Below are 20903 nucleotides of genomic sequence, written 5' to 3'. Positions count from 1 at the left end.
AGCCTCAATGCTGACTATGACGAGCGCTCGGTTCGGTTACTCCCGCAAGCGCCGCAGCTGCCTGTGAACCATTTCCACCGACCTGGCTGATGTCGCCAAGGGATATGATCCCCACCAGCCGCTTGCTCCGACTAAGGACCGGGAGCCGGCGGACTTGCTGAGCTCCCATCTGGGAGGCGACGTCGTCAAGGCTCTCATCATCGAAGCAGTAAAGGACCTCGGCGCTCATGATATCGCGTACAGGCGTTTTCGGACCTCGGTCTTCCGCGACCGCGCGAACCGCCAGATCGCGATCAGTGATCATCCCGACCAACCGGTCATTCTCGCCGACCGGCAGGAAACCGGCGTCGATCTTCTTCATCATCCGCGCAGCGTCGCCGATGGAGTCGCCGGGCGAGCAGACCTGCACGTCCGTGCTCATGCATTCGTTGACCTTCATCATCCTGTTCCTTGCCAATCGCCTTGTCTCTGGAACGGACGCCAAACGCGAAGGACATCATTCCTGGGTCAAGGCTGTCCGCTGGGGCAGTCCCGATCTATCCGTGCCGGGGAAGGCGTCCGGACAGGTCGGGACCGCAGTCCTCGGGACGACCAGAGGACGTCATCGGAAACCGACCAGACCTCGCTCGGTTCCGGCGCCGCTCGGGTTGGTTTCTCGCGCCTTCTCGCCCTGAAGGCTTGAAGCCCTGCCGCAGAACAGACCGTAGTCGCAATGCCCAGGGCCTGGGGCCTAGGGGCCAGCCGACGACGCAGCGTTTGCCCCATCGTCGACCTTCTCCCGGGACGACCGTGCCTATTCGGGCCGGATCGCGGTCACTTCGGATTCACGACCGCGCACCGTCACGTCGAACTGGACGCGCTCGCCGACCTTGGCCTTTTCGACCACGGTCGGGGCCGCCTTGAAGCTCATCGTCATGGCGGGCCAGTCAACGCCCGGGATCGGACCGTGATCGATCGTGACCGAGCCCGCCGCCGCATCGACCTTCGTAATCACGCCCGTTCCGACGCCGGATTTGACGGCTTCGGCCGGGGCCATGGGCGTGGCGGCCATGTCGCCGGAGGTCGCCGGGGCGGCGGCCGGCGCCTCGACCGGCGCAGGCTCCGTCTTCTGGTTGCAGGCGCCGAGGCCGATGGCCAGACCGGCCGACAGAATGAGGGCGTGTTTCATTTGGGTTCTCCAGGGTTGGACGCGGGGTTGGGTAGCTTTCGACGGCGAAGCAGGAGGTATCCGGCCGGGATCACCAGCATGGACAGCAAGGGCGCCGTCAGCATGCCGCCGATGACCGGCGCGGCGATGCGGCTCATGATTTCCGATCCGGCGCCGTGGCCGATCAGGATCGGCAACAGGCCGGCGATGATGACAGCGACCGTCATGGCCTTGGGCCGGACCCGAAGCAGCGCCCCCTCCCGGACCGCCGCCTCCACCTGATCGCGATCAGGGTTCAGTCCCCGATCCGCCAGGGCGTGCTTGAGGTAGATCAGCATCACCACGCCGAACTCGGCCGACAAGCCGGCCAGGGCGATGAAACCGACGCCGGTCGCCACCGACTGGTGATAGCCCAGCAGGTAGAGCATCCAGATTCCGCCGGTCAGGGCGAAGGGCAAGGTGGCCATGATCAGCAAGGCCTCGTCGAAACGACCGAACGTCAGATACAGCAGAATGAAGATGATCACGAGCGTGACCGGAGCCACGATCTTGAGCCGGTTCGCCGCCCGCTCCAGATATTCGTACTGCCCCGAGTAGGCGATGACGACGCCCTGGCTCAGGCGCACATCCCTGGCCACGGCCTTTTTCAGATCGGCGACGACAGACGCCAGGTCTCGCCCACGGACATCGACATAGACCCAGGTCGAGGGGCGTCCGTTCTCCGACTTCAGCATGGGAGGGCCGTCGGCGATCTCCAGCTTCGCGACCGTGCCCAGGGTGATCTGCTGACCCGACGGCGTCAGGACCGGCAGCGCCCGCAGTTGCTCAAGATCATCCCGTAGTTCGCGCGGATAGCGCACATTGATCGGATAGCGAGCCAGGCCCTCGACGGTCTGGCCGATCGTCTCGCCGCCAATGGCGCCGGCCACGATCGACTGGACATCGGCGATGTTCAGCCCGTATCGGCCCGCCGCCTCCCGGTCGATGTCGATATCGACATAGCGCCCCCCGGTCAGCCGCTCGGCCAGGGCCGAGGTGACGCCCGGCACGGTCTGGGCGACCTTGGCCACGTCGGCGCCGATGCTGTCGATCTCGGCAAGGTCAGCCCCGGAGACCTTGACCCCGATCGGGCTCTTGATCCCGGTCGCCAGCATGTCGATGCGGTTGCGGATCGGAGGCACCCAGAGATTGGCCAGGCCTGGCGCGCGCACGACGCGGTCCAGCTCCTCGACCAGTTTCTCCGGCGTCATGCCGGGCCGCCACTGATCGCGCGGCTTGAACTGGATGGTGGTCTCGAACATCTCCAGCGGCGCGGCGTCGGTCGCGGTTTCGGCTCGCCCCGCCTTGCCGAACACGGTGGCGACCTCGGGCACGGAACGGATCATCCGATCCGTCTGCTGCAAAAGCTCGGCGGCCTTGGCGGTCGAAAGTCCCGGCAGGGCCGAGGGCATATAGAGCAGGTCGCCCTCGTCCATCGGCGGCATGAACTCCCCGCCCAGCTGGCTCAGGGGCCAGGCCGTGGTGGCGAAGGCCAGGACGGCTATGGCCAGGGTGGTCCGGGGCCGTTTCAGCACCCAGTCGAGCGGCCGACGATAGAGCCGCGTCAGCCAGCGATTGATCGGATTGCTCTGTTCGGCGGGTATTCGTCCCCGGATCAGATAGCCCATCAGCACGGGAACCAGGGTGACCGACAGAATGGCCGCCGCGGCCATGGCGTAGCTCTTGGTGAAGGCGAGCGGAGCAAACAGCCGCCCCTCCTGCGCCTGGAGCGTAAAGACCGGCACGAAGGACAGGGTGATGATCACGAGGCTGAGGAACAGGGCCGGGCCGACCTCGGCGGCCGCCTCGGTGATGACGGTCCAGCGCGTCTCGCCGGCCAGTTTCTGGTCGGGATGGTCGTGCTCCCATCGCTCGATATGCTTGTGGGCGTTCTCGATCATGACGATCGCCCCGTCGACCATGGCCCCGATGGCGATGGCGATCCCGCCCAGCGACATGATGTTGGCGTTCACCCCCTGGGCGTGCATCAGCAGAAAGGCCGCCAGCACCCCCAGCGGCAGGGTCAGGATGGCGACGAGCGCCGAACGCGCGTGCCAAAGGAACAGGCCGCAGACGAGCGCGACGATGATGAACTCCTCGATCAGCTTGCTGCTGAGGTTTGAGACGGCGCGGTCGATCAGCTGCGACCGGTCGTAGGTCGTGACGACCTCCACGCCCGGCGGCAGGCCGGCCTTCAGGATCTGGAGCTTGTCGCGCACGGCCTTGATGGTCGCCCGCGCGTTCTCGCCCGAGCGCAGGACCACCACGCCGCCGGCCACCTCGCCCTCGCCGTTCAGTTCGGCGATGCTGCGCCGCATTTCCGGACCGACCTGGATCGTCGCCACGTCGCCCAGCGTCACGGGCGCGCCGCCGGCCGCGGTGCGGATCGGTATGGCGCGGAAGTCGTCAAGATCGGTCAGATAGCCATTGGCCCGGACCATGTATTCGGCCTCGGCCAGTTCCAGCACCGAGCCGCCTGTTTCGGCGTTGGCGCGCTGGACGGCTTCGACCGCCTGCTGGTGCATGACGCCGTAGCCAGCCAGCTTGATCGGATCCAGAACGACCTGATACTGCCTCACCATGCCGCCGATGGCCGCGACCTCGGCCACCCCCGGCACGGTCTTGAGCTCATAGCGTAGGAACCAGTCCTGCAGGCTGCGAAGCTGCGCCAGATCGTGACGCCCGGTCCGGTCGACCAGGGCGTATTCATAGATCCAGCCGACGCCGGTGGCGTCGGGGCCCAGCGCGGGCCGGGCGCTGTCGGGGAGTCTGGACTGGACCTGGCTGAGGTATTCCAGCACCCGCGACCGGGCCCAGTAGAGGTCGGTTCCGTCCTCGAACAGGACATATACGTAGCTGTCGCCGAAGAAGGAGTAGCCGCGCACCGTCTTGGCGCCCGGCACCGACAACATGGTGGTCGCCAGGGGATAGGTGACCTGGTTCTCGACGATCTGCGGCGCCTGGCCGGGGTAGCTGGTGCGGATGATGACCTGGACGTCCGACAGGTCCGGCAGGGCGTCGACCGAGGTGTTCCTGACCGCCCACAGCCCCGCGACCAACAGGGCCAGCGCCGCCATCAGGACAAAGACCCGGCCCTTGACCGAGGCTCTGATGATGCGGGCGATCATCGGCCCGGCTCCTTCATCGCCGTCCCGGCGGCGGGCGACGCCGCCGGGGGCGCGGCGTCGCCGATGGGGCGCGCCGCGACGCCCGACAGGCTGGCCTCGGAATCGATCAGGAACTGGCCCGAGGCGATGACCTGCTCTCCGGCGCGGAGGCCCGCCAGGATTTCCGTCTGGCCGCCGCTCTCGCGTCCGATACGGACCTGGGCCGGTTGATAGCGCCCCTCAGGCAGGGCCAGCATGACGATGTCTCGCTGACCCGTGCGGATGACCGCCTCGGACGGCACAAGAAGCGCAGGCGTCGTCGCCCCGCCGAATACGACCCGGCCGAACATGCCCGGCCGCAGACGTCCGCCCCGGTTCGCCAGTTCGATGCGGCCCGTGAGGGTGCGGCTGTCGCCCGACACCTCGGGCAACAGGGCGGTCAGGCGGCCGGTGAAGCGTTCGGACGGGAAGGCCGTCAGGCCTACCTCCACGGATTGTCCGACCCGCAGTTGTCCGGCGAGGGCCTCCGGGATGGCGGCGTTGAGCCAGACGGTCGACAGGCCGCTGATCTCGGCCAGGGCGGCGCCCTGCGTCACGCTCATGCCGCGCCGGACCGCCAGGGTGCGAATGGCGCCGGCCGTCGGGCTGGCGATGGTGATGGTGTCCCGCGGCCGACCACTGCGTTCGACCGAGGTGATCAGGCCGTCGGACATCCCCATCAACACCAGCCGGCGTCGCGCGGCCTGGATCAGAGCCGTGTCGCCGGTGCGTCGCACCGCCAGATATTCCGACTGAGCGCCGCCCCAGCTGGGCACCAGCAGATCGACCAGGGGCGCGCCGGCGGCGACGACGTCGCCGGGCGCGCGATCATAGACCCGTTGCACGAAGCCGTCGGCCCGCGACTGCACGATCGCCACGTCCCGCTGATTATAGTCGATCACGGCGGTGGCGGTCAGATCGCCCCCCAGGGCTCCCATACGCGCTGTCGCGAACCGCACCCCCAGGTTCTGGGTCAGGGCCGGATCGATACGCACGCCGCCGGAGGCCGCTCCAGCCCCGCCCTCGTCGGCGTATTTGGCGACCAGGGGCATGTCCATGAAGGGCGACTGACCCGGCTTGTCGAACTTCCGGTCCGGATACATGGGATCATAGTAGTAGAGGACCTTTCGCCCCCCTCCCCCGTCAGCGGCAGGCGCGTCAGGGCCGCCGGATCGCTGACCGATCACCACGCCGGTCCCGACGCCGATCCCCACCAGCACCAGAGCGCCCAGGGCGACGCCGAGGCGATTGTAGCTGAAGCCGCTCATCGGTCGCTCCCATAGGTCAGGGTGATTTCGGCGGCGTGACGCATCACCGCCGCCTCCTTGTCCAGGGCGTCCAGCCGGGCGTTGGCCACGGCGGTGAAGGCCTGGACGATTTCGGCGAGTCCGATCCGGCCAGCGGCATAGGCGGCGGTCTCCAGATCGGACTGCTGCACGACGGCGGGCAGGACGATGTCGCGCGCCCTGATCCACTGATCGTGGTCCGTGGCGTGCTGGGCCAGATCGCGCTGCAGGTCAGCCTCCAGTTGGCGGCGCGCCCCCTCGCGCTCCGCTCCCACCCTGCGCGCGTCCGCGGACCGCGCGGCGATCAAGGGTTCCTGACGCTGCCCCTGGAACAGCGGCAGACGCACGCTGGCGCCCACCGAAACCATGTCGCCGAAGGCGGGGTCGCGGCGCTGATAGCTGGCCTCGACCGACCAGTCCGGACGTCGTCCGGCCCTTGCCAGGTCGAGTTCGGCCTGGGCCCGCCGATCCTCGGCATCGTAAGCCTTCAGCACAGGCAGGTTTCCAAGCCCCATGCGCAAAGCCGACGAGTCCGGCGCGTCCGACGGCGGCGCGCCGTCCGTGGTGGGCGCCGGGTCGCCCGTCCACCGGGTCAACACGGCGCGCGCAGCCTCCCGTTCCGCAACCAGCCGGCTGCGCCGATCGTCCAGCGCCGCCTTCAACTGGATCGGCGCCAGGGCCATGGCCGGACGATCCGCGCCCGACGCCACCCCGGATGGCGCAGCGTCCCAGAGCGGTTGAAGCGCCGCCAGGACCGCGTCCACGGCGGACAGCTTGCGGTCTGAATAATAGAGATCGATCCAGGCCAGGCCCGCCGCGATCCGCACCTCGCGCAGCGCCGAAGCGTCGTCGGCGACCGCGACGCCGATCGCGGCCTCGGCCAGGCTGCGCTCCGCTCGACGGCGCGCCCGGCTGGGCAACTCCTGCTCGACGCCGACCCGCAAAGCGGTGAAGTCGTCTTCGCCGAACCGGCCCGCCATGGGGCCGGTCACGGGAAAGCCGTCCAGTCCGAACTTGAGGCTGGGATCGGGCAGCCGTCCGGCCGCGACCACGGCGGCGCGGGCCGCATCGACGCCAAGCGCGCTGGCGCGAAGATCAGGGGCGTCAGAAGCCGCCCGCGCCAGGGCGGCCTCGAAGGTCAGGGGCTCGGCCCGGGCCGACATGGCGCCGAAGGCAGCCAACAACGCAAGGACCGAAGGCAGGCCAAGCGCGCGCACTACAGCACCCCCTGGTCAGGGCGATGCGTCGAGGCGGCCGACGCCGCCTCCCCTTTCGTGCGCTCGGCGACAGCCGGAGCCCGATGGGCGGAGCGGCCTTCACGTGGGGCCACGCAAACCACACGACGAAACACGTCATGGGGGGCGGAAGACGGCGACGAGACTTGGCGAACGCAATCAGAAGCGCTGGTGCGTTCTACGGACTGGCAGGCCGCGACGCCTGACAGGCTGACGACGGCGAGCACAAGCACGGTCGACCTGGCCGACTGGAAACGGGGGAGCATGGATCCTCCTTTGAAACAGCGTGCATCGGCCACGAACGGCGCGACGCATGGGGCATGGCGTTCCATCGGGATGACAGGGGCGCGCCGCTTGGGGCGCCGATCAAACCGATGGGCGGATCAGGCCTGCTGTTGTGGAGGAGAATGAAGCGGAGCGGGCCCGGCCCCTTCACGCGAGACGTTCAAATGGAGAAAGGCGATCGTACCGCGCGAGGCCGGCGGAGGGATCAGGACGAGCGGCGGCATCGGCGCGGCGACAGCAGCGCACCCCATCTTGGCCATGCAGTCCGGCGTCATGTCCTTGCAGCAGTCGCCGGGGTTTTCGGACCTGTCCCCGTCCATATCCATGGCCTCGGCGCAGTCCATCGCCTCGGCGCCGATCCCGACGTTCTGGAACATCTGGATCGGCATGGCGTGCGCCGTCGACTGGCCGAAGAATCCGGCCAGAGCCAAGGCGACCAAAACTGTGCGGATCAGGTTCCACATCACGGCGTCAGGTTACGCGCTCCAAGCGTCGTCAAGTCAAGATGGACGGCGAAGCCGACCGACCGGCGCCGATGTGGGCCTGGTCGGTCGGCTTCGCCATGAAGACGTCCTAGTGGACCATGAAACGCGTTGCGCCATTCATACGGTGGCCGTCAGCGCCCTCCGCAGACCACGTCAGTACGTGATTTCCCTTGCCCAGAGCGGGCAAGGGCGTCGTCACGGTCGTGCCTGCCGCGGCCTGCACCGGGATGGAGACCGGACGACCGCCGTCCGTAGCCACCGTAAGCGACGTCAGCTTCATCGAATGGGGAAAGGTGATGGTGAAGACGGTCGGCGCCGTCGAAGACATCCAGCCGTCGGCCGGCGTCGTCTTCACGCCGTCTTGCGACGGAGCCGGCATCGACATGTTCCCATGACCCGCATGGGGATTGGTCGACGAGCTCTGGGCGGCGGCGGCGCCAACGGAAACCATCGTCATTGCGGCGACGGCGAGGGGAAGGATTTTACGCATATGGGTTGTCTTCCTTAGTTCGGGCTTGGTTTCGGAGAGTGGTCCATGCCGGGCATGTCCGGCATGGTCGACATGTCGTGGCCCGGCATATCATGGCCCGGCATATCATGGCCCGGCATGGCCGCAGACTGGGGCTTGGGTTGCGACGGGCTCACGTTCGGGGTCTGGGACGGACGCCGGGGCTCACGCGCTGGCGCAGCCTGGACGGGTTCAGCCGTTTTCTGACCGATGTCCTTGGCCTGCCCCGTCGTCTCGGTCGCGGGGGCTGCTTCCGTAACCGGCGCGACGGCCGGGGCGGTTGTGGTTGCGGCCGGCTCGGCGACCGAGATCGCTTCCTTGGGTTGCGGCTGTTCGGCCGCCGGCTGACAGGCCGCCAATAAGCCTGTAGCCGCCAGAGCCGCGGCGATTTGAATCTTCATCATCTTCTCCAAAAAAACTAGAACCAGGCCCTGACGCCGACCACCACGCGGGTGTCTTCGGCGCTTCGCCCTCGGGCTTCGGCGAAATCGCGCGTGTCGCCAAAGCGCCTGGTCCATTCGACCCCGACATAGGGCGCGAATTCACGGTGGATCTCGTATCTCAGACGGGCGCCGACCTGCAGGGTGGACAGACCTGACCCGATACCCAGCTCCGGAATATCTTCGGCCGACAGGTTCACCTCCGCACGGGGCTGAAGGATCAGCTTCTGGGTGATCCTCTGATCATATTCGACCTCGGCGCGCGCCGTCAGTTCGCCCTTGCTGGACAGGAAGGCTGCGGCGTCGACTTCAAACCAGTAGGGCGCCAGGCCCTGGACCCCGACGACAAGGTCAGTCCGGTCGCCCTCTGGCCGATAGGTCTGCCTCAGACCCGTCTGAAAGTCGAAATAGGGCGTGAAGGCGCGGCTGTAGAGGGCCTGGAGTTCGGCCTCCTCGAGCTCTCCGCCGAACTCGCCCTCGCCTTCGGATTTCCACCAGAAGCGATTGATATCTCCGCCGCGCCAGCCCTGGGCCTCCCAGGCATAACCCACTTCGCCATCCACGGATGTCGCTTCCAGTTGGTCGATCATCACGGCGCTGGCGCGAACATCGCCATGTTCGGCAAGAAGCACCCTTCGCGCCGCCGCCATATCTTCAGCGTTGAAAACCTGATCCGCGACATGGGGGGACCCGCTTAGGGCGCCGGGCGGAGGCGGCGCCTGGGGCGGACGTCCAGGATTGTCTGCCCCAGTGGGAACACTGGGCGGCATGGCCATTCCAGCCATGCCGGACATGTCGTGTCCGGCATGAGGGTCCGTCTGTCCTGAGGGCGTGGCGCCCATAGGCATCATGGACATGTCGTGCCCGACCGGCGTCGCCGGCGAAGGCTGCGCCTGGCCCATGGTGGACATGTCGTGACCGGCGGGAGGGCTCGCCTGCCCGGATGGAACCACGCCCATCGGCATCATGGACATGTCATGTCCGGCCGGCGCCGTCGGCGAAGGCTGCGCCTGGCCCATGGTGGACATATCGTGCCCGGCGGGAGGGCTCGCCTGCCCGGTTGGAGCCGCGCCCATAGGCATCATGGACATGTCATGCCCAGCCGGCGTCGTCGGCGAAGGCTGCGCCTGGCCCATGGTGGACATGTCGTGACCGGCGGCGCCGTCTCGGGCGGGCACGGTTCCCGGCGGGCAGGCCGGAGCGCGAGATGCGGTCGTCCTGGCGGAATTCGCCTCCGTGGAAGCCGCAGCAGACGACCCCGGCGCGCCGCATTCCGCGGTCGCGGCCGGAGCCTGACGCGTTGTGGGCAGGGTCGCGCCATGACCGGCGTGGGTCTGGGCGAAGGTCGGCGTCGACGCCAGCAACAGCGGAACCAGAGCAACGGACAGCCGGATCATGACCCCGCGCCTTCCATCGGCCGAATGGTGACGACGTTGAACATGCCGGCGTGCATGTGCAGCAGCAGATGGCAGTGGAAAGCCCAGTCCCCGGGGTTGTCGGCCGTAAGATCGAAACTGACCTTGCCGCCCGGCGCGACGTTGACGGTATGCTTCAACGGCTGATGCCCGTCAGGCCCGCCCGTGACGAGCTCGAAGAAGTGGCCGTGCAGGTGGATCGGGTGGGCCATCATGGTGTCGTTCACCAGGGTGACCCGCACACGCTCATTTCGTTCAAACCGGATCGGTTCGACGAGCTCGCTGAATTTGCGGCCGTCGAAGCCCCACATGAACCGCTCCATATTGCCGGTCAGATGGATCTCCATCGAACGGCTGGGCGGGCGCATGTCCTTGTTGGGAGCGAGCGACACAAGGTCAGTGTAAACCAGCACCCGGTGATCGACCTTCTCCAGGCCCTGCGGCCTTTCGCCCAGACGGTTGGCGGGCATGGGCGAAATGGTCTGAACCCCGACGCCCACGGCCATATTGGGCGGCGCATTGTCGGGATCGCGCATATTCATGGCGCCCATGGATCCGTGATCCATTCCAGCCATGGAGGCGCCGGCCTGGGCGCCTGCGGCGCCATGGTCCATCCCGGCGGCCATCGAGCCGTGATCCATTCCGGCCATGGGTGCGGCCCCCATGCCCTCCATGGCCCCCATGCCGTCCATCCCTCCCATGTCGCCCATGCCCATGTCCTTCATGGTCAGGGTAGGGATTTCACGCAGAGGCGGAACCTCGGCCGTCATGCCCAGACGCGGGGCCAGGGTCGCGCGGCCCATGCCCGAACGGTCGATGACTTCCGACACGATGGTGTAGGCGCGGTCCTCTAGCGGGCGGACGATGACGTCATAGGTCTCGGCGACCGAGATCTGGAACTCGTCCGTTTCAACCGGACGCACGTTCTCGCCGTCGGCCTGGACCACGGTCATGGCCAGACCGGGAATACGGACGTTGAAGATCGACATGGCCGAGGCGTTGATGACGCGCAAACGCACCCGCTCGCCGGGCCGGAACAGGCCGGTCCAGTTCTCCTGCGGGCCGTGACCGTTGATCAGATAGGTGTAGGTCGTGCCGTTGACGTCGAGGATGTCCCGAGGATCCATCCGCATGGCGCCCCACATCCGACGCTCCGCCAGGCTCATGCCGTCCGCGCCCGAGAGCAACCCGGCCAGCGTCGTCCGATGGCGATTGAAATATCCGGGGCTTTTCTTGAGCTTCTCCAGGATCTGGTGCGGATGCATGAAGCTCCAGTCCGACAGGACCAGGACATGCTCGCGGTCATAGCCGACCGGATCGGCGCCCGCCGGGTCGATGACGATGGGGCCGTAGTGGCCGAGCGCCTCCTGAAGACCCGAGTGGCTATGATACCAGAAGGTCCCGGACTGCCGGACAGGGAACTCATAGACGAAGGTTTCGCGCGGCTTGATCCCGGGGAAGCTGATCCCGGGCACGCCGTCCATCTGGAAGGGCAAGAGGATGCCGTGCCAGTGGATCGAGGTGTCCTCGTCCAGTTGATTGGTCACAGCCAGGCGAACATTCTGCCCCTCGCGCAGGCGCAGGAGCGGACCCGGGAGCTGACCGTTGATCGTCGTCGCCGTGGCCGTCCGACCGTTCACGGTGAAGGGCGACTGTCCGACCGTCAGATCAATATTTGCCCCCGTCAGCGTCGGGTAGTCCGCACGCAAGCCAGCAGAGCCTGTCTGCGCCCAGGCCGGCAGCAAACCCTGCATCCCCAGCAGTCCGCCGCCAGCGACAGCGGCGCGCAGCAGGCTTCGACGATCAAACGTCATGGCACAGTCCTCACCGCTGGTTCGTTCCAAGAAGCGAACCTGGCTCTCCAATAGGATACGCACGCGAGACCGCCCTCCCCTCAGAGGTGTCTGGTGCAGCAAGTCCGGAACGCGAACGCGGTTCCAGCGGATCAGTCGGCCAGGCCGGCCCGGAACTGCTGGGACAGCTTCTGGCGCGCCCGGGCGACCCGCATCTCAACGGCCTTGACGGACAGGCCAAGGATTTCGGCGGCCTCTGGATGGCTGCGTTCCTCGATCGCGGTCAGCAGCAGGGGTTCCTTCAGCTTGGGCGGCAGGGCGGCGATGGCCGCATGCAGGCGCCGCGCCTGCTCGACAGCTTCGTACCGGTCTTCCGCGCCGACTTCGTCATCCGCCACAGCCAGGGCCTCGGCGGACTGAAGGTCGGCTCCGCCCATGAACAGCCTGCGGATGTTGCGACGGCGGCTCCAGTCCCGGCATTTGTTGATGGCGATCGTCCTCAGCCAGGCTTCAAAGGACCGTTCCGGATCATAGCGGCGGATGGCCAGCCAGGCGGCGGCATAGGCCTCCTGAACGAGATCATAGGTTTCGTCGGCGTCGCCGACATAGCGACGGACAAACCTGTAGAGACCCGCCTTGGTCTCTCCCACGAGGGTTTCAAAGGCCACGACGTCGCCGTGGGCCGCTCTCGTCTGCAGGTGTTGACGCTCCTGCACGGACGCTATTGAGCGTCGGCGGTGAGCGCCTCGACAACGCTCCGGTCGAAACGTCGCGCCTGGGCGTCGTTCATCACCGTCCGCATCTCGAAGATGTGGGCGATGGTCGCCTGTTGCAGGTCGCCCATGGCGTCGTGAAAATGGTCGACGGCGGGCTGAACCACCCGGCTGTCGCCATTGCTGACCCTGATCGCCTCGGCCAATTCGCGATTGGCGGCCTGGACGCGGCCTTCCAGCAGGACGCGCTGTCCAGCGAACCGGGTTTCTATGGCTTCGATCTTCTTGTGCTGCTCAGGCGACAGATCAAGATCATTATGAACGATCTCGTGCAGGGAGGGCGGCGTCTGCTTGTTCAGCACCCAGGTGGCGCCGGCCCATGCGCCGACCCCGCTCGCTGCTGCGGCCAGCGCGACCGTCACGACGATGGATTTCCAGGCGATCGCCATCAGCCCGCTTCCAGGCGAACCAGGGGCGACGTCGCCGCCATCGAGAAGATCGCCATCTCCGAGGCGGTCGTCTGAGCGAATTTCGCCCCGAGACCGCCGTTGGCGAGTCCGACCACAAGGGCGACAGCGACCGCGGCCACGCGAATCCTGTCGGTCGCCCGCTGGGCCTGGATCGCGCTTACGCGTCTCCAGACGTCTTCCTCGAGCCGATCGAGCGATACGCCGTCGCCGGGCGCCGCGCGCCTCAGCCAGTTTTCTAGATCATCCATGATCGGTGCCTTTCGACGTTCTTATTGAGGATACGCATGACCCGGCGCTGATCCCTCAAGACGGGGGCCGTCGTCTCACTGTGGCGTATTTTGAGGGGCCCAAGCCAGACCGTGCGTAGGGGAATTAGAGCGGGTCTTCGCCGGGAGGGGCGAAAGCATGGTCATCACGCGCCTGGATACGACCCTCGCCTGTGGGTTCAGATCGGACGAGTCCCTGGAAGCTCACCCCGGCTCCTCGCGCTCTTACTCGCCCGGGCCGCCTTCGTATGGGCCTGGAGCGGCGCGGTCGGCCCAGCATTTATCGGATCTTCGACCGACGCCGCCCCAGGCCCAGACCCGAACCAAGCCGTTTCGTTCACAGTGACCAAGGACACTTCCTTTGACCTATCGTTCCATGATCATCGCCGTCGCCGCTCTCGCCGCTCCGGCCCTGATCGCGGCGCCCGCGCTGGCGCAAACGACCACGCAAACGACCGCAGAATCCGAAGTGGTCGCCGTGCTGGACGGCTACCGCGACGCGCTCGAGGCGCTTAGCGCCTCCCGCTCCGAATCCTTCTTCTGGCCCGACGCCCAGGTCTTCGAGCAGGGCAGCTCGGAGGGCTCCATCTCCCAGTACCTGTCCCATCACCTCGCCCCGGAGCTCGAGGAATTCTCCAGCTTCGCCTTCCAGGATCAGGTGACCAAGGCGACCGTCGTCGGCGACGTCGCCTATGCGACGGAGACCTATCGCTTCCGGATCGCCTTCAAGACGGCCGGCCGCGCTCCGGTCGAACGCCGCGGCGTCGCCACAAGCGTCCTGAGACAGCGCGACGGCGAATGGCGCATCGTCAGCTACCACTCCTCGACCCGGGCGCCGCGACCAGCCTCCTGATACGCCCCCCACCCGGCCCCGCCTTCAGAACGGGGCCGGGAACAGCCAAGGCCAGTCTGACGTTGATCCATGAGGATCGATTCAGCCGCCGATCGAGACGGCGGCCACGGGCCTGCGAAGGATCCATTTCGAGAGGAACTCGAATGCCTTCTCCTGAAACCACCGAGATCCCGCCCTCCGTCGAAGATTCCGATCGTCGGGACTTCATCCATGTCGCGGCTGGAGCCATGGCCGTCGGCGCCGTCGGCATGGCGCTCTGGCCCCTGATCAACTCCATGAACCCGGCGGCCGACACCCTGGCGCTATCCTCGGTCGAGGTCGACTACGGCAAGGTCCAGCTCGGCCAGCAGATCGTGGTCAAATGGCGCGGGAAGCCGGTCTTCATCCGCCACCGCACCCCCAAGGAAATCGCCGAGGCGGTTGCCGACGACGATGCGCCTCTGCGCGACTCTGCGACCGACGCCAGCCGTCACAAGCCCGGCAAGGCCGAATGGCTCATCCTGATCGGCGTCTGCACCCACCTGGGGTGTATTCCGACGTTCGGGACGGGCGACTACGGCGGCTGGTTCTGCCCGTGCCACGGCTCCCACTACGACACCTCTGGCCGCATCCGGAAGGGACCCGCGCCCAAGAACCTCTTCCTGCTGGACTACACCTTCCTCAACGAAACACGGGTCAAGTTGGGCTAGGGAACGCCCTCCCCCGCGCTGACGACGCGAGGGGAGGACATCGTCGCTCCGAGGCGCCCGAAGGCGACGCTGGCCGTGTCGAGCGCGATGACGTTACATCATCATGGCGGCGGGCGGCGCAAGCGTTCCCATCGTGGCGACCAGCCCCAGAAGGATGACCGCCAGGAGCGTCTCCAGCACCAGGCTGCGCTGCAGGGCGCGGATCGCCGACGGCTTCTGGCTCTCATCCTCCAAAGCGCGATGAAGACAGGGCGTGAGGACGAAACGATTGGACGCGGCCAGGGCCAGCATGCCGACGAAGACCAGCAGTTTGGCGCTCAACAGAAGGCCGTAGGCCGTCGTCAGCAGTGCGCCCAGCCGGTCCGGACCGACCAGGAACCAGGTGTTCACCAGACCTGTCGCGACCAGAAGCCCGACCGCAAGCGTGCCCATGCCTGCAAAGCCGTGCAGGGCGTCGTGCGTCAGCCGGTCCCGTTCGGAATCTCCATGGGGAATGGTCAGAAACAGGCCCAGCGCGGCTAGCGCGCCCAGCCACATGGCGGCGGCGAAGGCGTGGATGACATCCGCCCCGAGATGGACGACGCCCAAGGCGCCCTCGGTGGCTGCACCGTGGCCGGTCCAGGCCAGACTGGCGCAAACCATCAGGCCGAACGCCGTCAGGACGAACCATCCGCCCCGACCGGGCCGGAGCACGAGAAGAAGCACGCCGGTCAGGGCCGCGGCCACCGCTCTCGCCAGAAAGGCGCGACCGATCTCCATGTCGAACGCCATGTAGGCCAGGGACGCCGGCTTCAGCGCTTCCGTCATTGATCCCGCCATGACGGCTGTCTGCAGAACCAGAGCCGCGAGCGAGGCGATCGCGGTCACGAACGCCGCAGCGAGCAAGGTCTTTCGCGGCCATCTTTCGACGGCCGCGGCGGACAAGGGCATCCTCAGGGCGAAGAACAGGGGCACGCCCATCAGGAGCATGGCGCCCAGATACTGCGCCAGCCTCAGCAGGACGACCGAGATCTCGAGCACGGTCTAGCGCACGATGAAGGTCGTGGAGCCTGTCATGCGGTGGCCGTCGGGCGAAGCCACACGCCAGTTGACCGTATAGGCGCCGGCCGCCAGGGCGGTGCGCGGCGAGCCGCTCAGCGTCTTGCCGTCCTTGGAGACCTGGGCCTGAACAGGAATGACGGTTCCCTGGGCGTTGGCGACGTCAAAGCCGGAAAAGGCCGGCGCCACGCGCTCGCTGAAGGTGAGGCTGATGGTCCGCGGGGCCGCGACGGTGGCGCCGGCCGCCGGGGTGGCGCTGACGAGGCGGGCGTGGGCGTCGGCCTGACCCGCGAACAGGGAAAGCGCGGCGGCCGCGCCGGCCAGGGTTGCGATCTTGAAACGGTTCACGTGTGTCTCCTTGGGGAAGCGCCCCTCTCTCATGAATACGCAAGCGCGCAGCTTTCCCCTCAAGACCGGAAACAGCCACACGAGGACCTCCTCGCGAAACGTCGCCTACAGCCTGACCGCCCTGAGACGCAGCGCATTGGCGATGACACTGACCGAGGACAGCGCCATCGCCAGAGCCGCCAGCGCCGGCGACAGCATCAGGCCGAAGACCGGATAGAGGACCCCGGCCGCCACCGGGATCCCCAGGGTGTTGTAACCGAAGGCGAACAGCAGATTCTGGCGGATGTTGCCCATGACGGCCCTGGACAGGTGTCGCGCCCGGACGATGCCCTGGAGGTCGCCCCCAAGGAGGGTGACCCCGGCGCTCTCGATCGCCACGTCGGAACCAGCCCCCATGGCGACGCCGACGTCGGCCGCGGCCAGGGCCGGGGCGTCGTTGACGCCGTCGCCGGCCATCGCCACGACGCGGCCTTCGGATCGAAGCTGCTCCACGACCGAGGCCTTGTCCTGGGGCAGAACCTCGGCGCGGACGTCGTCGATGCCCAGACGGCGGGCGACCGCCTGCGCGGTCGTACGGTTGTCGCCTGTCATCATCACCAGCCGAAGGCCTGCGGCCTTGAGGTCACGGATGGCGTCCGCAGTCGTGGCCTTCACCGGGTCGGCGATGCCAAGGACGCCGGCGACGCGCCCGTCGACGGCGACGAAGATGGCCGTGGCGCCGTCCTCTCTCAGGGCTTCAGCCTCGGCCTCAAGGGCTGCGACGTCGATACCAGCCGCCTTGAGGTAGCGGGCATTGCCCAGGAACAGTCGACGGCCGTCGACCAGACCGGTGACGCCGCGCCCCACCGGACTATCGAACTCACTGGCTTCGGAGAGCGTCAGGTTACGATCCGCCGCTGCACGCAAGATAGCGTCAGCGAGGGGATGCTCGCTGCCCCGCTCCAGACTGGCCGACAGGCGAAGAAGCTCGCCCTCGTCGAATCCGTCCGCCGGAAGGATCGCCGTGACCGACGGCCGCCCTTCGGTCAGGGTGCCGGTCTTGTCGAGCACCAGGGTGTCCACCTTCTCGAACCGCTCCAGCGCCTCGGCGTTCTTGATCAGGACGCCGGCGCGCGCCCCGCGCCCCACCCCCACCATGATCGAGATCGGCGTGGCCAGACCGAGCGCGCAGGGACAGGCGATGATGAGGACCGACACCGCCGCGACCAGGGCGTAGGACAGGCGCGGGTCTGGCCCGACCAGACCCCAGACAACGGCGGCGACGACGGCGATGCCGACCACGGCCGGCACGAACCAGCCAGAGACCAGATCGGCCAGGCGCTGGATGGGCGCGCGGCTGCGCTGGGCCTGGGCCACCATCTGGACGATCTGGGCCAGAAGGGTGTCGGCGCCGACCTTGTCCGCACGCATGAGGAAGGAGCCGGTCTTGTTCAATGAGCCCGCGATGACCCTGGCCCCGGCCTCCTTGGTGACCGGCATGGATTCCCCGGTCACGAGGGACTCGTCGATAGCCACGCGCCCTTCGAGGATCTCGCCGTCAACCGGGACCTTTTCACCGGGCCGGACGCGCAGCCGGTCGCCGACGGCCACGAGATCAAGCGTCACATCCTCGTCGGCGCCGTCCTCGCGCACGCGCCGGGCCGTCTTGGGCGTCAGGTCGAGCAGGGCCCGGATCGCGCCCGAGGTCTGCTCGCGCGCTCGCAGTTCCAAAACCTGGCCGACCAGGACCAGCACCGTGATCACCGCCGCCGCTTCGAAATAGACGGGCGCGCTGCCGTCCATGCGCAGCATGGCCGAGGGAAACAGCCCCGGCGCCAGCACGGCGACGACGCTGTAGATCCAGGCCGCCCCGACGCCGAGGGCGATCAGGGTGAACATGTTGAGGCTTCGATTGAGGACAGACTTCCATCCCCGTTCGAAGAAAGGCCAGCCGGCCCACAGGACCACCGGCGTCGCCAGAGCGATCTGGATCCAGTTCGACGTCTGGCCGGGGATCCGGTCGGCCAGTCCCGTGAGATGCCCGCCCATCTCGAGGGCTACGACCGGCAAAGTCAGAATGGCGCCGATCCAGAGACGACGGGTAAAGTCGATCAGCTCGTGATTGGGCGCAGCCTCGGCAGTGACCGTCTCGGGCTCCAGCGCCATGCCGCAGATCGGACAGTTACCTGGCCCCTCCTGACGCACCTGCGGATGCATCGGACAGGTGTAGATCGTCCCTGGCGACGCCGGAGCCGCCTTCAACGCCTTGCCCAGGTATTGGGCCGGGTCCGCGATGAACTTCGTGCGACAGCCCGCCGAGCAGAAGACGTAGTCGTGTCCCTCGTGCTCTGCGCGATGCTGGGCGGCGGCGGCATCCACGGCCATGCCGCAGACCGGATCGATCGCCTTCCCGTCTTCATGCGAAAATCCGCCGTGAGCATGGCTCTGGTGAGGGTCGTGGGCCGTCGGCATGGCGTCACTCCTGTCAGCTTCCGTCCAGCCGCGTCTCTTGAAGGCTGTGGTTCGGGACGCGCCGGAAGCGTATGCTGGACTGCCCATCAAGACCGATGATGGAGACGGAAACAAGCCCAAGCTGCTGAACTGATCAGGCGCTGAAGGTCAGGCGCCGCATCACGGGAGTCCCAGCGTGAATATCGGCCAAGCCTCCCGCGCCACGGGCGTGTCCGCCAAGATGATCCGCTACTACGAATCCACGGGGCTGATCCGGCCGGCGGAACGCACCGGCGGCAACTATCGCGCCTTCGGCGATCGCGACATCAACGAGCTCCGGTTCATCCGCCGCGCCCGCACGCTCGGCTTCTCGATTGAGGAGATCGTCATACTGCTCTCCCTGTGGCGCGACCGGACGCGGCCCAGCCGGGAGGTCAGGGCCGTCGCCGAGCAACGCGTCGCCGACCTTCATGCCCGGATCGCCGAAATGCAGGCCATGGCCGACACCCTGGAGACCCTGGCGCGTTGTTGCGCAGGCGACGATCGACCTGATTGCCCCATTCTCGCGGACCTGGCTGCGGCGCGCCATTGATGCCGAAGGCGTCGGACGCCGCCCGCCCCGGCTCATCCGAGCCTCAGGCTGATCGCTTCAACACCGACCAGAGGAAGGGCTGCACCCTGCCGCTCGGCGTGACGTGGTCATTCCGCCAGCTATCGATCAATACGAAATCGTCCGAAAACTCCGCAGCGAGGGTTGGCTCATCATAGCGCTGAACGGGCAGGCCGCTGCACCGCTCGGGACCGGTCATGGCGAACGTCGCGATAATCGCCAGCGAGCCCTCGGTCGTGCCGAGGCGCAGGGCCGTCTTGTACCCTGCCCTCTGTTCGGGTTCGGTCATGAAGTGAAACACCGCCCGATCATGCCATATCTGAAAGGTGCGGGACGGCGTCCACGCCGAAATATCGACCGCGAGCCAGCTCACGCCGGGCGCCCGTTCGCCCAACCGCTGCTGCGAGACAGCCAGGGCTTCGGACGCGATATCGACAACCGTAAGGTCGGACCATCCGCGATCCAAAAGTTGGTCCACCAGCCGAGAGGCTCCGCCTCCGACATCGACGAAAGATCGGGCGCCAGACACGCCCGCACGCGCCAGCGCCTCAAGAGATGCGCTGGGCTCGGCTTCATACCAACTCACGGCGTCGGCGCCGGTCTCGCGATAGACCTTGCGCCAATGGCCTTCGCCCGCATCGCTCCCGGTCATTTGCAAACCCCGTGACTATGAATCCTGGGCTCAGAGATCGTGGCGGACGAGCCGATTTCAACGTCATCGATGAGGGACAGGCCCGTGGCCGGCCCCATCCCGGTCGCCGCCCGCACCGGTTTCGATCTGGACGGTGGCGTGTTCGATGCCGTGGACGTCATTCATCTGCCCCAGCACCGCGCGGCGCACCGGTTCCGGCGCCTCGCCCGGCGCGAGCACCAGGTGGACCGAGCCGTTCACATCGTCGCTGCTCACGCCCCAAAGGTGCAGGTCGTGGACCTCCGCCACGCCAGGGACCGCGGCGATCGTCGCTCGCACCGCCTCCAGCGACAGGCCCTTGGGCACGCCTTCAAGCAGGATATGGGTGGTGTTCTTCAACAGCATCCAGGTCCGCGGCAAGACCCAGAGGCCTATGCCGATCGCGACGACCGGATCGATCCATGTCCAGCCCGTCAGCATGATGAGAAGGGCGCCCCCGATCACCCCCACCGAACCCAGCATGTCGGCCCATACCTCGAGATAGGCCCCCTTCACGTTCAGGCTGGCGCTCGCTCCCGAGGCCAGCAGTCGCATCGACACCAGGTTCACGACCAGGCCCAGAGAGGCCACGACCAACATCCCGACAGAACCGACGGGTTCGGGCGCAACCAAGCGCAGCACCCCTTCATAGAGGACGTAGCCCGCCACCAGAAACAACAGGACGGCGTTGAAGGCGGCGGCGAGAATTTCGAACCGGCGATAGCCGAATGTCCGCACGGCGTCGGCCGGCCGCTCTCCGATCTTGATCGCCGCCAGCGCGATCGCCAGGGCGGCGACATCGGTAAACATATGGGCCGCGTCCGACAGCAGGGCCAGGCTCTTGAACACCACCGCCCCGACGACCTCAGCGATCAGGAAGGCCGACGTCAGGGCGAGCGCACAGGTCAGACGTTTGCTGCTGGCCCCCGCGCCATGAGCATGTCCTTCAGCCATGATGGTCTGCTCCTTGTCGGCGCCGATCGGCCCCCGTGTTGATCATTGGCGAACCTGCATCGCCTCGCAACATTCATGATCGA

At 67.1% G+C, this 20903-nt stretch carries 21 protein-coding genes; 3 read left to right on the top strand and 18 right to left on the bottom strand.

Features of this window, described 5'->3' with window-relative positions; genetic code table 11:
• Nucleotides 1–4 precede the first annotated feature (4 nt).
• The 13 genes from AC3IS2_RS06335 to AC3IS2_RS06275 form a co-directional block, all read right to left on the bottom strand.
• A complete protein-coding gene (locus AC3IS2_RS06335; RefSeq protein WP_489148883.1) occupies nt 5–439 on the bottom strand; it encodes a CBS domain-containing protein in 435 nt (144 codons plus the stop codon).
• 354 nt (nt 440–793) lie between these two features.
• A complete protein-coding gene (locus AC3IS2_RS06330; RefSeq protein WP_489199801.1) occupies nt 794–1168 on the bottom strand; it encodes a copper-binding protein in 375 nt (124 codons plus the stop codon).
• The gene (locus tag AC3IS2_RS06325) at nt 1165–4314 is read right to left on the bottom strand and encodes an efflux RND transporter permease subunit (protein ID WP_489199800.1); all 3150 of its coding nucleotides are present in this window, start codon (nt 4312–4314) and stop codon (nt 1165–1167) included. The genes AC3IS2_RS06330 and AC3IS2_RS06325 overlap by 4 nt, the downstream gene beginning before the upstream one ends.
• Nucleotides 4311–5600 (bottom strand): efflux RND transporter periplasmic adaptor subunit, encoded by a 1290-nt coding sequence (locus AC3IS2_RS06320; protein WP_489199799.1) that lies wholly within the window; start codon nt 5598–5600, stop codon nt 4311–4313. Before AC3IS2_RS06320 ends, AC3IS2_RS06325 begins: the two co-directional genes overlap by 4 nt.
• Nucleotides 5597–6802, bottom strand: a complete 1206-nt coding sequence (locus AC3IS2_RS06315; protein ID WP_489199798.1) for a TolC family protein — start codon at nt 6800–6802, stop codon at nt 5597–5599. The genes AC3IS2_RS06320 and AC3IS2_RS06315 overlap by 4 nt, the downstream gene beginning before the upstream one ends.
• 434 nt (nt 6803–7236) lie before the next feature.
• Nucleotides 7237–7602, bottom strand: a complete 366-nt coding sequence (locus tag AC3IS2_RS06310; RefSeq protein WP_331033254.1) for a hypothetical protein — start codon at nt 7600–7602, stop codon at nt 7237–7239.
• 109 nt (nt 7603–7711) lie between these two features.
• On the bottom strand, nt 7712–8113 hold the full coding sequence (locus AC3IS2_RS06305; RefSeq protein WP_331033255.1) for a copper resistance CopC family protein: 402 nt from the start codon (nt 8111–8113) through the stop codon (nt 7712–7714).
• Nucleotides 8114–8127: 14 nt separating this feature from the next.
• Nucleotides 8128–8532 (bottom strand): hypothetical protein, encoded by a 405-nt coding sequence (locus tag AC3IS2_RS06300; protein WP_489199797.1) that lies wholly within the window; start codon nt 8530–8532, stop codon nt 8128–8130.
• Between the two features lie 17 nt (nt 8533–8549).
• Nucleotides 8550–9716: a copper resistance protein B gene (locus AC3IS2_RS06295; RefSeq protein ID WP_489199796.1), complete on the bottom strand. Its 1167-nt coding sequence runs from the start codon at nt 9714–9716 to the stop codon at nt 8550–8552.
• Between the two features lie 248 nt (nt 9717–9964).
• Nucleotides 9965–11800, bottom strand: a complete 1836-nt coding sequence (locus AC3IS2_RS06290; protein WP_489199795.1) for a copper resistance system multicopper oxidase — start codon at nt 11798–11800, stop codon at nt 9965–9967.
• A 131-nt stretch (nt 11801–11931) separates the two neighbouring features.
• The gene (locus tag AC3IS2_RS06285) at nt 11932–12495 is read right to left on the bottom strand and encodes an RNA polymerase sigma factor (protein WP_489199794.1); all 564 of its coding nucleotides are present in this window, start codon (nt 12493–12495) and stop codon (nt 11932–11934) included.
• Between the two features lie 5 nt (nt 12496–12500).
• Nucleotides 12501–12941: a periplasmic heavy metal sensor gene (locus AC3IS2_RS06280; protein ID WP_331033259.1), complete on the bottom strand. Its 441-nt coding sequence runs from the start codon at nt 12939–12941 to the stop codon at nt 12501–12503.
• Entirely contained in the window at nt 12941–13210 is a 270-nt protein-coding gene (locus AC3IS2_RS06275) for a hypothetical protein (RefSeq protein WP_489199793.1), read from the bottom strand. Before AC3IS2_RS06275 ends, AC3IS2_RS06280 begins: the two co-directional genes overlap by 1 nt.
• 379 nt (nt 13211–13589) lie before the next feature.
• Between AC3IS2_RS06275 and AC3IS2_RS06270 the strand changes: the two genes are divergently transcribed.
• Together AC3IS2_RS06270 and petA are read left to right on the top strand one after the other, a co-directional pair.
• On the top strand, nt 13590–14081 hold the full coding sequence (locus AC3IS2_RS06270) for an SgcJ/EcaC family oxidoreductase (protein WP_489199792.1): 492 nt from the start codon (nt 13590–13592) through the stop codon (nt 14079–14081).
• A 143-nt stretch (nt 14082–14224) separates the two neighbouring features.
• Complete coding sequence (petA, locus tag AC3IS2_RS06265) at nt 14225–14770, top strand: ubiquinol-cytochrome c reductase iron-sulfur subunit (RefSeq protein ID WP_489199791.1); 546 nt, start codon at nt 14225–14227, stop codon at nt 14768–14770.
• Between the two features lie 93 nt (nt 14771–14863).
• Here petA and copD read toward each other — a convergent pair whose 3' ends face one another.
• From copD to AC3IS2_RS06250, 3 genes are all read right to left on the bottom strand, one after another.
• Nucleotides 14864–15790: a copper homeostasis membrane protein CopD gene (copD, locus tag AC3IS2_RS06260; protein ID WP_489199790.1), complete on the bottom strand. Its 927-nt coding sequence runs from the start codon at nt 15788–15790 to the stop codon at nt 14864–14866.
• A gap of 3 nt (nt 15791–15793) precedes the next feature.
• Nucleotides 15794–16156, bottom strand: a complete 363-nt coding sequence (gene copC, locus AC3IS2_RS06255; protein ID WP_489199789.1) for a copper homeostasis periplasmic binding protein CopC — start codon at nt 16154–16156, stop codon at nt 15794–15796.
• Nucleotides 16157–16261: 105 nt separating this feature from the next.
• Nucleotides 16262–18607: a heavy metal translocating P-type ATPase gene (locus AC3IS2_RS06250; RefSeq protein ID WP_489199788.1), complete on the bottom strand. Its 2346-nt coding sequence runs from the start codon at nt 18605–18607 to the stop codon at nt 16262–16264.
• Between the two features lie 175 nt (nt 18608–18782).
• Between AC3IS2_RS06250 and cueR the strand changes: the two genes are divergently transcribed.
• Complete coding sequence (gene cueR, locus AC3IS2_RS06245) at nt 18783–19178, top strand: Cu(I)-responsive transcriptional regulator (RefSeq protein WP_489199787.1); 396 nt, start codon at nt 18783–18785, stop codon at nt 19176–19178.
• Nucleotides 19179–19221: 43 nt separating this feature from the next.
• Here cueR and AC3IS2_RS06240 read toward each other — a convergent pair whose 3' ends face one another.
• Nucleotides 19222–19848, bottom strand: coding sequence for a class I SAM-dependent methyltransferase (locus tag AC3IS2_RS06240; RefSeq protein WP_489199786.1), 627 nt, complete (start codon nt 19846–19848; stop codon nt 19222–19224).
• Between the two features lie 63 nt (nt 19849–19911).
• Entirely contained in the window at nt 19912–20820 is a 909-nt protein-coding gene (locus AC3IS2_RS06235) for a cation diffusion facilitator family transporter (RefSeq protein ID WP_489199785.1), read from the bottom strand.
• Nucleotides 20821–20903: the final 83 nt, after the last annotated feature.

It is taken from the genome of Brevundimonas sp. KH_025 (assembly GCF_057839885.1).
Note: the sequence above shows the minus strand (reverse complement) of the source record. Positions and strands in the feature narration are given on the sequence as shown.